This is a genomic window from Kitasatospora sp. NPDC041988, assembly GCF_055588525.1.
On sequence record NZ_JBVJCO010000075.1, the window covers coordinates 6,736 to 19,520 of the forward strand.

The 12,785-nt window shown below is 74.9% G+C and carries 6 protein-coding genes; 2 read left to right on the forward strand and 4 right to left on the reverse strand.

Going from position 1 to position 12,785, the window contains the following annotated elements; translation table 11 throughout:
- Positions 1–122 precede the first annotated feature (122 nt).
- The 3 genes from ACZ6NC_RS40330 to ACZ6NC_RS40340 all read right to left on the reverse strand — a co-directional run bounded on the left by ACZ6NC_RS40330 (position 123) and on the right by ACZ6NC_RS40340 (position 9,919).
- Positions 123–5,705, reverse strand: coding sequence for an amino acid adenylation domain-containing protein (locus ACZ6NC_RS40330; protein ID WP_465738877.1), 5,583 nt, complete (start codon positions 5,703–5,705; stop codon positions 123–125).
- On the reverse strand, positions 5,702–8,965 hold the full coding sequence (locus tag ACZ6NC_RS40335) for an amino acid adenylation domain-containing protein (protein WP_465738878.1): 3,264 nt from the start codon (positions 8,963–8,965) through the stop codon (positions 5,702–5,704). The genes ACZ6NC_RS40330 and ACZ6NC_RS40335 overlap by 4 nt, the downstream gene beginning before the upstream one ends.
- Before the next feature lie 294 nt (positions 8,966–9,259).
- On the reverse strand, positions 9,260–9,919 hold the full coding sequence (locus ACZ6NC_RS40340) for a TetR family transcriptional regulator (RefSeq protein ID WP_465738886.1): 660 nt from the start codon (positions 9,917–9,919) through the stop codon (positions 9,260–9,262).
- 104 nt (positions 9,920–10,023) lie between these two features.
- Here ACZ6NC_RS40340 and ACZ6NC_RS40345 point away from each other — a divergent pair, with 104 nt between their 5' ends.
- The gene (locus ACZ6NC_RS40345; protein ID WP_465738879.1) at positions 10,024–10,959 is read left to right on the forward strand and encodes an oxidoreductase; all 936 of its coding nucleotides are present in this window, start codon (positions 10,024–10,026) and stop codon (positions 10,957–10,959) included.
- A gap of 88 nt (positions 10,960–11,047) precedes the next feature.
- Here ACZ6NC_RS40345 and ACZ6NC_RS40350 read toward each other — a convergent pair whose 3' ends face one another.
- Positions 11,048–11,755 carry an NAD(P)-dependent oxidoreductase gene (locus tag ACZ6NC_RS40350; RefSeq protein ID WP_465738880.1) on the reverse strand — a complete coding sequence of 236 codons (708 nt, stop codon included), beginning with the start codon at positions 11,753–11,755 and terminating at the stop codon, positions 11,048–11,050.
- A 127-nt stretch (positions 11,756–11,882) separates the two neighbouring features.
- Here ACZ6NC_RS40350 and ACZ6NC_RS40355 point away from each other — a divergent pair, with 127 nt between their 5' ends.
- Positions 11,883–12,629 (forward strand): TetR/AcrR family transcriptional regulator, encoded by a 747-nt coding sequence (locus ACZ6NC_RS40355; RefSeq protein WP_465738881.1) that lies wholly within the window; start codon positions 11,883–11,885, stop codon positions 12,627–12,629.
- The last annotated feature ends 156 nt before the right edge of the window (positions 12,630–12,785 follow it).

Genomic DNA, 12,785 nt, shown 5'->3' on the forward strand with positions numbered 1-12,785 from the left:
CGTTCTCCTCTTCTTTTTGGACGGCGCTCGGTTCGGTGGTTGCGGGGTCCAGGGGTTCCTCTTTAGGGGGGGACCGGGGCACGGGCGCCCGTGCCCCCCCCCCCCGGGACCTTCCGGCGAGGTCAGACCGAGGCCGTCTCGGGGTGCTCGGCCTCCGCGGCCCGGCGGGCCGCCGCCAGGCGGGCGCGTTCGCGCAGGCCGACCAGGTCGTCCGGTTCGGCGTCGGGCACGTCCCGGTCGAAACGGGCCAGGGCGGGCAGGCGCAGGCCGACCGCCACCAGGACCAGCATCGCCAGGCCGAACAGCAGGTACATCAGCGCGATGCCGCGCCCGGGCCCGGTGCCGAGCAGCGGGCCGAACACCCCGGCGAGCACGCCGCCCTCGTCCATCAGCGGGCCGAACAGCGACGAGCCGAGCGGGGCGATCACACCGTGCCCGAGCGGCAGGGTGGACCAGGCGACCAGGGTGTTGAGCGCGAACACCCGGCCGTGGAACCGCTGCGGCACCTTGACCTGGACGATGGTCGAGTAGACGCCGTTGACCAGGGTGAGCGCGAAGGACATCCCGAACGCCCCGGCCGCGACCACCCAGAGCCCGGCGTGCAGGCCGGTGCAGGCGCAGGCCAGCGAGAGCAGCGCGGCGAGCCCGAGCATGCCGCGCAGCCGGTGCCGGCGCGGCCCGCCCCAGAAGCCCATCGCGATGCCGCCAAGCAGTGCCCCGGCCCCGCCCGCGACGGCCACCCGGGCGGCTCCGTCGAGGTCGGAGAAGGCCAGCACCATCGGGGTGACCAGCAGGAACAGCGGGGAGAGGAAGATGTTCAGGCCGGCGAACCAGAGCAGCATGGAGCGGAAGCCCCGGTTGCGCCAGGAGTAGCCGAAGCCGTGCCTGATCTCCTCGACCAGCGACTCACGGCGCGTCCACGGCAGCGTCTTCGGGAACCTGACCGCGAGCAGGATGCCGATCGCCAGCGCGTAGCTCACCACGTCGATGACCAGGATGCCGCGCAGGCCGATCGCCGCCATCAGCGCCACCGCCGCCAGCGGGACGATGAACTGCGCGGCCCCGAAGGCCATTTGGACGATGCCGTTGGCGTGACCGAGGTACTGCTTGGGCACGATCTGGGGCACCGCGGAGGCGTAGGCGAGCCGTTGGAAGGTGAGCGCCACGGAGAGCACCCCGAGCAGCACGTAGATCTCCCAGGAGTGCAGTTGCCCGGCGAGCAGCAGGGCGAGCATCCCGGCCTGGGTGGCGCCCGCGGCGACGTCGCCGGCCAGCATCACCTTGCGGCGGTCCAGCCGGTCCACCAGCGCGCCGGCCAGCGGGCCGACGACGATCCCGGGCAGCATGGCGATCACCGCGTAGAGCGCGTACCGGGCCATCGAGCCGGTCTCCAGCAGGATCCAGACCGGCAGCGCGAACTCGGTGAGCGCCGAGCCGGTGATCGAGACCAACTGTCCGGCGGCGACGGCCAGGAAGCGGCGCATGCTGGGCTGCGGGCCGTCCTCCGCCACGGGCTGCGCCGCGCTCTGCGGCTCGTCCGGTGAGGGGGCCGGCGGCCCGGTCTCGCCGTGAAACCACCAGGAGGAGTCCGGGCCCGGCGCGGGCAGCCGGCCGGTCTCACCGTCCAGGACGGCCCGGTGCACGGTGGTGACGGCCTCGGCGACCTCGTCCGCGCGGTACTTGACGAAGAAGTGCCCGCCCTGGTCGAGCACCGCGACGGCGGAGCGCTCGGCGAGCAGCAGCCACTCGCGGTAGCGCTCCTGGTAGAAGTCGGCGGCCGGGTCGCGGTCGCCGACCAGCGAGACCATCGGCGCCTTCAGCCTCGGCGCGCCCGCGTCGACCTCGGCGATCGCCCGGGTGAAGTACTCCTCGGCGGCCTTGGAGTCGCGGCGCATGTTGCCGACGATGAACCGGATCTGGTCCTGGTCGAGTTCGGAGGTGTCGACGCCCATGCCGGTGAGCCAGTTGACGTAGACCCGGTCGCCGAGCAGCGGCTCCAGCGAGGCCAGCCCGCTCAGCGTGGTGAGCACCTTGCTGCGGGGCTTGGCGAACGGGAACTGCGCCCCGGCGTAGACCGCCTCCAGCTCACGGCCGGAGGCCTCCAGCAGCCGGGCGGTGGCGACCGCCAGCGCCGTCCCGACGCCGCAGTGGCCGTAGACCACCACCGGGCCGTCGACCCGCTCGCGGACCTCCTGGGCCAGTCGGGCGGCCAGTTCGTCGAACGGCAGGTGCTGCTCGGTGACGCCGATGTCGTGGCCGGGGATGGCCACCGCCCACAGCTCGGTGTCGGCCGGCAGCAGGTCGGCGACCGGCTGGTAGACCACCGCGCTGCCGCCGCCGTACGGCACGCAGACCAGGGTGAGCCGGCGGCGGGCGGCGGGTACCGGGCGGGTGAGCCGGTGCAGCAGCCTGCGCGGGCCGCGGTCCTGCTCGGAGAGGTCGGCCAGGGCGGCGAGGTCGCGCACCGTCCGGCAGGTGAAGAGGTCCATCACGCTGATCGGGCGGGCGCCGGCCTCGGTGAGCCGCTTGCGGGCCTTGGCGACCACCTGGGTGGCGAGCAGCGAGTGGCCGCCGAGGTCGAAGAAGTCCTCGTCGGTGCCGACCTCGGGCAGGCCGAGCACCTCGGCCCAGATCGCGGCGAGCACCCGTTCGGCCTCGGTCCCGGGCCTCCGGACGCCGCCCTCGGCGCGGCGCAGCTCGGGGGCGGGCAGCGCACGGCGGTCCAGCTTGCCGTTGGGGGTGAGCGGCAGGGCGTCCAGCACGGGGAAGGCGGTGGGCACCTGGTGGTCGGGCAGCGAGAGCTTGAGCGTGGAGCGCAGGGCGCCCGGGTCCGGCTCCTCGGTGCCCGGCTCCAGGACGACGTAGCCGACCAGGCGCTTGTCGCCGGGGTTGTCCTCCCGGACGGTCACGGCGGCGTCGGCGATGCCGGGCTGGGCGCGGAGCAGGGCCTCGGTCTCGCCGGGTTCGATCCGCAGGCCGCGGATCTTGACCTGCTGGTCGATCCGGCCGAGGTGTTCGAGGGTGCCGTCGGGGCGGCGGCGGGCGAGGTCGCCGGTGCGGTAGAGCCGGGAGCCGGGCGGGCCGTAGGGGTCGGGGACGAAGCGGGCGGCGGTGAGGCCGGGGCGGCGGTGGTAGCCGAGCGCCACGGCGGTGCCGCCGATGTGGAGTTCGCCGGGGGCGCCGGGCGGGACGGGCCGCAGCGCCCCGTCGAGCACGTAGAGCCGGGTGTTGTCGATCGGCAGGCCGATCGGGACGGTCTCCAGCGGGCCTTCGCACTCCCAGGAGGAGACGTCGACGGCGGCCTCGGTCGGCCCGTACAGGTTGGCCAGCGCGCAGTCCGGCAGCCGGGCGGTGAACTCCCGTGCGGTGTCGGGAGGGAGGGCTTCGCCGCTGCAGACGACTCGGCGCAGCGTGGTGCACTTCTCCACGTCGTCCTCGGCGAGGAAGACGGTGAGCATGGCGGGCACGAAGTGGGCGACGGTGACGCCGGCGCGGGCGATCAGGTCGCGCAGGTGGCCGGCGTCCTTCTGGCCGCCGGGCTTGGCGAGGACGAGCCGGGCGCCGGTGGCCAGCGGCCAGAAGAACTCCCAGACGGAGACGTCGAATCCGGCCGGGGTCTTCTGCAGGACGGCGTCGCCGGGGCCGATCCGGTAGGCGTCCTGCATCCACCGGAGCCGGTTGGTGATGCCGCGGTGGGTGTTGGGCACGCCCTTGGGCCGGCCGGTGGAGCCGGAGGTGTAGATCAGGTAGGCGGTGTCGTCGACCCTGGGACCCTCGGCGCGGGGCCCGGCGGGCCTGGTCCTGGCCTTCGGCCACTCGGCGGGGTCGTCGAGCAGCAGGACGCGGGCGGTGCAGCCCTTGGGGATGGGCAGTTTGCGCTGGGTGAGCAAGACGGGCGCGGCGCTGTCGGCGAGCAGGAAGGCGAGGCGCTCGGCCGGGTACTCGGGCTCCAGCGGGGTGTAGCCGGCGCCGGTGCGCAGTACGCCGAGCAGGCCGGCGACCAGTTCGGGCGAGCGTTCGGCGCTGACCGCGACCAGGCTGCCCGGGCCGACGCCCTCGGCGGCCAGCCGGGCGGCGATCCGGTCGGCCGCGGCGTCAAGTTGACGGTACGTCATGGCCGGTGCGTCCTCGAAGGAGACGGCGACGGCGTCCGGGGTACGGGCGATCTGCTCGGCGATCATCGCGGTCAGCGTGGTGTCCGGGCGGTCGACCGTCGTCCGGTTGAACTCGTCCAGCTCGAAGGCGCGTTCGCCCTCGGCCGGCCCGTCGAGGGCGGAGACCGGCTCGTCCGGCCGGGCGACGACGGCCGCCAGCAGCCGGCCGAGGTGGCTGCCGAGCCGGGCGATGTCGCCTTCGGTGAAGAGGTCGGTGTTGTAGTTGAACGCGCCGGCCAGGCCGTCCGGCCACTCCTGCAGGAACAGCTCCAGGTCGAACCGGGTGCCGCTGGCACGCACGCCGAACGGCTCGACGTCCAATGGGAGTTCGCCGAGGCCCTCGCGGGTGGTGGCGTAGTTCTGCACGGCCAGGACGGCCTGGAAGACCGGCGGGCGGCTGACGTCGCGGGGCACCTTCAGCTCAGTGACCAGCTGGGCGAAGGGCAGCTCCTGGTGGGCGTAGGCCTCCAGGCAGGTCTCCCGGGTGCGCCGGAGCAGCTCGGCGAAGGACGGGTCCCCGCCGAGCCGGGCGGGCAGCGCCAGCACGTTGACGAACATGCCGACCAGCGGTTCGAGTTCGGGCTCGGGGCGGCCGGCGATGGGTGAGCCGACGGCGAAGTCGCGCTGTCCGCTGTAGCGGGCCAGCAGGGCCTGGAAGGCGGCCAGCAGCACCATGTAGACGGTGGCGTCGTGCCGCTTGCCGAGGGCGGTGAGCTCGTCCAGCAGGGCGCGTTCGACGCGGAAGCCGTAGCCGGCGCCGTCGAAGGTCTGCCGGGGCGGGCGGGGGCGGGAGAAGGCGAGTTCGAGCGGTTCGATGCCGGCCAGTTCGCCGGCCCAGTGGGCGACTTCGGCGGCGAGCCGCTCGCCGCTCAGCCGCTCCCGCTGCCAGATCGCGAAGTCCCCGTACTGGACGGGTAGTTCCGGCAGGGGGTCGGGTCTGCCGGCCGCGTGGGCGGCGTAACCGCGGAGCACCTCGCCGACCAGCACCTCGCTGGACCAGCCGTCGCTCACGCTGTGGTGGACCACCAGCAGCAGGAGGTGGTCGTCCTCGGCCAGCCTGACCAGCAGGGCGCGCAGCAGCGGGCCGGTCTCCAGGTCGAACGGGACGGCGGCGGCCGCGTCGACCAGCCGGCCGGCCTCCTCCTCGTCCGCCGCCTCGGCGGTGGTCAGGCCGAACGGCGCGGGCTCGGCGATCTCCAGCACGGGGCGGCCGTCCTCGGTGGCCGGGTAGCGCGAGCGCAGCGTCTCGTGCCGGGCCACCGAGGCGTCCAGCGCCCGGCGCAGCGCGTCGGTGTCCAGCGGGCCGCGGAGCCGGCGGGTGACCGGGATGTTGTAGGCGGCGGTGCCGGGCGCGAACTGCTCCATGAACCAGAGGCGTTCCTGGGCGAAGGAGAGCGGTACGGGCGTGTCGGCGGCCCGGCGCGGGACGGCCTGGCGCGGGGCGGTGCGGGCCTTGAGGCGGCGGCTGAGCAGCTCCCGCTTGGCGGCGGAGAGGCCGGCCGCCGGGGCTGGGGCCGCTCCCGCCACGGGGGTTGGTGTGTCGGTGCTCATGTCGGCGTGTTGGTCCCTTCCGGGGAGTCCTGCGCGGCGAGCAGTTCCTCGGCGGCGTCCTCGGACAGCTCGGCGAGTTCGGCGACCAGGGCGGCTTCGACGGCGTCGGCGAAGGCGGTGACGGTCCGGTGGGTGAACAGGGTGCGCAGCGGCACGGCCAGGTCGACGGCCGAGCGGATCCGGGCGACGACGCGGGTGGCCAGCAGGGAGTGGCCGCCGAGGTCGAAGAAGTCGTCCAGGGCACCGACCCGGTCCAGGCCGAGGACCTCCTGCCAGACCTCGGCGACGAGCTCCTCGGCCTCGGTGCGCGGGGCGACGTAGGCGGCGCGCAGTTCGGGCCGGGTCTCGGGGACGGGCAGGGCCCGGCGGTCGAGCTTGCCGTTGGGGGTGAGCGGCAGCGCGTCCAGGACGAGCAGGGCGTTCGGCACCAGGTGGGCGGGGAGGACGGCGGCGAGCCCGGTGCGCAGCGCGTCCGGTGCGGGGGCGGGGCCGCCGGCGGCGGGCACCACGTAGCCGACGAGGGCGTCGCCGCGGACGGTCACCACGGCCTGGCCGACACCGGGCAGGGCGAGCAGGGCGCTCTCGGTCTCGCCTGGCTCGATCCGGAAGCCACGGACCTTGACCTGGCTGTCGAGCCGGCCGAGGAACTCCAGTGCGCCGTCGGTGCGCCGTCGGACGAGGTCGCCGGTGCGGTAGCGGCGGGCGCCGGGCGGGCCGTCCGGGTCGGGGACGAAGGCGCGGGCGGTGGCGCCGGGGCGGCCCAGGTAGCCGTACGTGACGCCGTCGCCGCCGACCACCAGTTCGCCGGGGGTGCCGGGCGGGACGGGGTTGCCGTGCCGGTCGAGGACGGCCGCGGTGCTGGCGCCGATCGGCCGGCCGATCGGCGGGCGCGCGGTGGCGTCGGCGGCGCCGAGCTCGGCGGTGGTGGCGATGATCGTGGTCTCGGTGGGCCCGTAGGAGTTGACCACCCGAACGGTGTCGCCGAACCGGGCGCGCCAGGCGGCGACGGCCTCCGCCCGCACCTGGTCGGCGCCGAGGATCAGCAGCCGCAGCCCGGCCGGCCAGGGGGTGGCGTCGAGGTCGGCGACCAGCTGGTGCCAGTACGGGGTGGGCAGGTCGAGCACGGTCGGTCCGGCGGTGCCGGGTTCGGCGAGCTGCTCGGGCAGGGCGGCGCCCGGCTCGGCGACGACGAGGGTGGCGCCCGCGGCGAGCGCGGGGAACACCTCCTCGGCGCAGGTGTCGAAGGAGAGCGAGGCGAACTGGAGCACCCGGTCGGCCGCAGTGATCCCGTAGCCCTCGCGCATCCAGGCGACCCGGGCGGCCAGTGCGCGGTGCGGCACCAGGACGCCCTTGGGGGTGCCGGTGGAGCCGGAGGTGTAGACGAGGTAGGCCGGGTCGTCCCCGTGGGCGGCGGCGCCCGCCGCTGTCGCTTCGGCTGCTTCGCCCGCTTCGGCCGCTTCGCCCGTGGTCGCCGCGAGCACCGCGACGTCCGCCGGCAGTCCCTCGACGGGCCGCCCGTCGGCGGTGACCAGGACCTTGGCACCACTGTCCGCCAGCATGAAGGCGAGCCGCGCGGCCGGGTACTCCGGGTCGAGCGGCAGGTAGCCGGCGCCGGCCCGCCAGGCGGCCAGCATGGTGACCACCGCACGCGGCCCGCGCGGCAGGCAGAACGCGACCACGTCCCCGCGCCGGACGCCGGACGCGGCCAGCGCGGCCCCCAGCCTGGCCGACTCCTCGGCCAGTCGGGCGCGGGTCAGCCGCTCGCCCCGGCTCTCCAGGGCGGGCGCGTCCGGGGCCTCGGCGGCGGCCCGGTCGATCGCGGCGAGCACCGTCTCCGGGTACGCCGGCAGCGCGGGGCCGGCCGTGGCGGCGGCGGCCTCGGCCAGTTCGGCGGCGTCCAGCAGCGCCAGTCGGTGGACGGGCGTCCCGGGCTCGGCGAGGGCGTCGCGCAGCAGGGTGTCGAACCAGCGGCCCAACCGGGTGACCCAGGCCTCGTCGAGCAGCTCGGTCTGGTAACCGAAGATCGCCAGCAGGTCCTCGCCGTCCCACCGGACGTCCAGGGTGAGTTCGAACTTGGCCGCCGTGTAGCCGCCGTCGAGTTCGGTGCAGCGCAGGTCGGCGAAGGCGTGCTCGTCCAACGCACCGCCGCTCTGGGTGTGGACGGTCAGCAGGGTCTGGAAGACCGGCGTGCGGCCGGGGTCGCGCTCGACCCGCAGCTCCTCGGTGAGCTGCTCGAACGGCACCTGGCTGTGGCTCAGCGCGCCGAGCCAGCCGGAGCGGGTGCGACGCAGCAGGTCGGCGAAGGTCGGCGCACCGGCAAGGTCGGCGCGCAGTACCAGGGCACTGGAGAAGTAGCCGACCGTCTGCTCGGCCTCGACGGTGGTGCGGGCGGCGGTGGGCACGCCGAGGCAGAAGTCGTCCTGGCCGGTGCAGCGGTGCAGTACGGCCTGGTAGGCGGCGGCCAGCACCATGAACGGCGTCAGCCGGCGGCGGCGGGCGAAGGCGTCCAGCTCGGGCCCGATTCCGCGCAGGGTCCGGGTGTGGAAGGCGCCCGCGCTGCCCGGGTGGGCGGGCCGGGGCCGCTCCAGCGGCAGTTCGAGGGCGGGGGCGTCGGCCAGCCGGTCGCGCCAGTAGGCGAGCGCGGCCGGCGCCTGCGGCCCGGCCGGCCACTCGCGCTCGGCGGCGGCGTGGGCGAGGTAGGAGGGCGGCGGCGGCAGGTCGAGCGGGCGGCCGGCCCGGTGGGCGGCGTACCGGTCGGCGAGTTCGGTGCGCAGCAGGCCGAGTGACCAGCCGTCGGCGACGATGTGGTGGACGACCAGGCAGAGCACGTGCTCCTGCTCGCCGGTGCGCAGCAGCGCGACGCGCAGGAGGGGGCCGGCGGCGAGGTCGAAGCCGCGGTTGGTGCGCTCGGCGAGGGCCGCGGCGAGTTGCTGCGGCTCGCCCCGCAGGTCCACCTCCTCCGCTGGGAGCGGCGCCGGTGGGTCGACCACGGCGGCCGGGCGGCCGTCCTCGTTCGGGAAGCGGGTGCGCAGCGCCTCGTGCCGGGCCACCACCGCATCCAGGGCGGCCCGCAGGGCGGCCGGCTCCAGCGCGCCGGTGAGCCGTAGGACGAGCGGGATGTTGTAGGACGGGTCCCCCGGGTCCAACTGGTCCAGGAACCACAGGCGTTCCTGTCCGACGGTCAGGACGGCCGGCTCGGTGGAACCGGCGGCAGAACCCGGGGCCGACCGGTGGTCGGCCCCGTGGACGGACGTGCTCATCGTGCTCCTCAGGACGCGCCGACAGTCGACAGACGGCAGGGCTCGGACATGGCTCGGCCGCGTGCCCTGTCGGTGGGAGGGAGCTGCGCGCTCGGCGGGGCGGCGGGCCCCCGTATGGCCGCCGCGGTGCGGATCATGCTAGGGAGCGGGGTCGGCGAGCGTCAATGGTCTGGACCAGCTATCCGTGGCGGGAATTCGGCGCCCGGCCGCGGCGGCGCCGTCCGGGTGCGCGGCTGACGGGGTGCTGACGCGCGGCCCGAGTCCGCCTCGGCCTTGACGCCGGGGCGGACTCCGTCATGCGTGGGGAGCCGCGACGGTGTCGAGCGCCGGGGCAACGACGGCGAACGCCTGGTCGAGCAGTGCGGCCGGATCCTCGGCGCCGTCGCTCTCGCTCCACCGGCGCAGCACGGCGTCGAACGCGGTCAGCGCCGTCCCGGCGGCCAGCCTCGGGTACATCGTGGTCGCGGGGTCGAGCCCATGGCGGTGCGCCAGCTCCGCCGCCAGCTCGTCGCGCCACTGCGCCTGGCGTTCCAGGAACCGCCCCAGCAGGGCGGGCGTACGCAGGATCAGCTGCACCACGCGCAGCGCCCGGTCGTCGTGACCGGACTGGCCGGACTGGCCGTCATGGCCGGAGCGGCCGACGTGGCCTGCGCCGTCCGAGCGTGCGGCGCAGGCTGCGAGCGAGACCCAGACGGCGTGCCGCAGCGCGACGGAGGGCCGCTCGTCGCCGGGACGGGCGGCCAGCACCGCGCGCATCTCGGGGCCCAGGTCGGCCAGGACCTGGACGACCACGTCCTCCTTGGAGGCGAAGTACCGGAAGAACGTCCGCTTCGAGACGCCGGCGGCGCCCGCGATCTCGTCGATGGTGACGGCGTCGAACCCGCGCTCCGCCAGCAGTTGCAGCGCGGCTTCGGCCAGTTCGCCGGAGACGAGCCGCCGTTTGCGCTCGGCCATGGACAGTTCGGGGCGGGTGGTCACCGCGTCATGGTACCGCGATGCCTTGGGTGACACTCAGGAGCATCTTGACACCGAGTGACACGAAGGACAGCATGTGCCGCATGACAGAGCATCAGCGCTGGACCGCCGAGCGGATCCCGGACCAGACCGGGCGCGTCATCGTCGTCACCGGGGCCAACAGCGGCCTCGGCCTCGCCACCACCCGGGCCCTGGCCCGCAGGGGCGCACACGTGGTCCTCGCCGTCCGCGACGAGGAGAAGGGGCGCCGGGCGGTCGCGGAGCTGACCGCCGAACAGCCGGCCGCCCGACTGGAGGTGCGCCGGCTCGACCTGGCCGACCTCGACTCCGTCCGCACCTTCGCCCACGGCGTCCACGCCGACCACGGCCGGCTGGACGTACTGGTCAACAACGCCGGCGTGATGGCCCCGCCACGGACCCTGAGCGCCCAGGGCCACGAGCTTCAGTTCGCCGCGCACCACCTCGGCCACTTCGCGCTCACCGGCCTGCTGCTCGACCTCCTGGCCGAGGGACGCGACCCCCGGGTGGTCACGGTGAGCTCGATCAACCACCGGCGCGGGCGGATCCGCTTCGACGACCTCGACGGCCGGCACCGGTACGCGCCGATGGCCTTCTACAACCAGTCCAAGCTGGCCAACGCCGTCTTCGGCCGCCAGTTGCACCTGCGGCTCACCGCGGCGGGCAGCCCCGTGAACAGCCTGCTCGCCCACCCCGGTTACGCCGCCACCAACATCGTGACCGGGGCGCCGACCGCCCTGTACCGGCTGCTCTTCGGCCACCTCGCCCGCCCGCTCGCCCAGCCCCCCGCCCGGGGCGCCCTGCCGCAGCTCTACGCGGCGACCGAACCGGGCGTCCGGGGCGGCGAGTTCATCGGCCCGGACGGCTTCGCCGAGCTGCGCGGCGGGCCCACCCGGGTGCAGCTGGCACCCTCGGCCGCCGATCCCGAAACCGGGCGCCGGCTCTGGGAGTTGTCGGAGGAGCTGACCGGCGTCCGGTACGGCCTCCCGGCCGCCGCCTGACAGCGCCGCCCAGACTGTGCACCCCCCCGGCCCCGGACGCTCCACTCGCCCGGGGCCGCAGCATGCGCCGCGCCCTCCCGCCCGGTACTCAGTAGCCGATCGTGAACCGGCGCTGGACGAAGCGCGGCAGCTCCGCCTCGTCGACCAGGGCGACCGCGGCGTCCTCCGCCGAGATGCGGGAGCGTCCCTCGGCGTCCCGGACCGGCTGGTCGCCGCCGATCCGGAAGCGGCCGGTGCGCTCGCCGGGGGCGATGTACTCGGCGGGGCTGAAGTACGTCCAGAGCCGGTTCGAGGTGCGCAGGACGTTCAGGCCGTCCCGTGCACCGCGCACGGATGCCGCGTACCCGCGGGGCAGACCGAGCTCGTCGAGGGTCTTGTGCAGGAGCTCTTCCGAATCGGCCAGCACCACCCCCGGTTCGACCTCCAGGCTGCCCGCGCCGCCGATCACGATGAGCCGCGTCCGGGGGTGGCGGTCGAGCGCGGCCAGCAGTGCCCGCGCCGCGGTGACGTGGACGGTGGGATCGGCGATCGAGCGCTCGACGGTGTCGGCGCAGTCCCGGGCGGCGTTGCCGGGCTGGTAACCGCTGATCAGGACGTCGAGGCCGGGCAGGACGGCGGCGATGCTCGCCGCGTCCAGGACGTCGATGTCGGCCCAGGTGACGTCCTCCCGGCGCTCGTCGAGCCGCGCCTTCGACGCGTCGCGGCTGAACGCGGTGACGCGGTGCCCCCGGCCGAGGGCCTCGGTGACGACCCTGCTGCCGATGGTCCCCGTGGCACCGATGACTCCGATGTGCATGGTTCTCCCCTGTTCCTCTGCATGCGGACATGGGCGCCACACCGTTCGCTCGGTGACGCCGTGACAAAACTATACGCCGTGAAGTTTAGATACGGCACCCATGGCGGTGACGCTGTAGAGTGTCCGCGTGACAGGGAGAGCAGTGGCCGGCGGAGCGAGTACCGGCAGGGCGAGCACCGGCAGGCGCGAGCGGCTGCGGGCCGAGACGACGGCCGAGATCAAGAACGTCGCGCTGGCACTGATGGCCACAGGCGGCCCGGACGCCATCACCCTCCGGGCCATCGCCCGCGAGATGGGCATGACGGCCAACGCCATCTACGGCTACTTCCCCACCCGCGACGACCTGGTCACCACGCTCATCAACGACGTGTACACCGCGCTCGCCGACGCCGTGGACGCCGCCTGGGAGTCCTCCTCCACCGCCGACCCGGCCGCCCGGATCAAGGCCTGGGCCCACGCCTTCCGGAACTGGGCCCTGGCCAACCCCGAGGGCTTCCGGCTCGTCTACGGCGACCCCGTCCCCGGCTACCAGGCCCCCGAGGGCGGCCCCGCGCCGGCCGCCGCCCTCCGGACCTGCACCGGCCTCGCCGCCCTGGCGGCGGCCGCCTGGCCCCAGGCCCAACAGCACTACCAGGACAGCCGGTTCACCTGGGCCGACTTCGACCCCGGCCTGCTCGCCAAGATCCGCCCGGCCTTCCCCGACCTGCCCCCGGCCGGCGTCGCCCTGGCCCTGCGCCTCTGGGGGCACCTCCACGGCCTGGTGTCACTGGAGGTCTACGGCCACCTGCGCAGCCAGCTCGCCAGCCCGGACAAGCTCTTCGACGAGGAACTGGCGCAACTCACCCGGACGTTGGGCGTCCAGCGGCAGGCCTGACCGGCCCACACCGGCGCGGGGGCGGATCGGGGCGGGCCAGGGGGGGGGGGGGGGGGGGGGGGGGGGGCACCGGTGCTGTTTCTTGGTGGGGTTGCTTTCTGCCCCCACATCCGCGCGCTCCCTCTGCGTATTCGGGTCCCTCTTCTGCTCTGCATA

Bases quoted from the DNA above. Each gene is read 5' to 3' on its own strand.
- ACZ6NC_RS40340 (WP_465738886.1), bottom strand. From the start codon at position 9,919: ATGGCCGAGCGCAAACGGCGGCTCGTCTCCGGCGAACTGGCCGAAGCC.
- ACZ6NC_RS40330 (WP_465738877.1), bottom strand. From the start codon at position 5,705: ATGAGCACCGACACACCAACCCCCGTGGCGGGAGCGGCCCCAGCCCCG.
- ACZ6NC_RS40335 (WP_465738878.1), bottom strand. From the start codon at position 8,965: ATGAGCACGTCCGTCCACGGGGCCGACCACCGGTCGGCCCCGGGTTCT.
- ACZ6NC_RS40345 (WP_465738879.1), top strand. From the start codon at position 10,024: ATGACAGAGCATCAGCGCTGGACCGCCGAGCGGATCCCGGACCAGACC.
- ACZ6NC_RS40350 (WP_465738880.1), bottom strand. From the start codon at position 11,755: ATGCACATCGGAGTCATCGGTGCCACGGGGACCATCGGCAGCAGGGTC.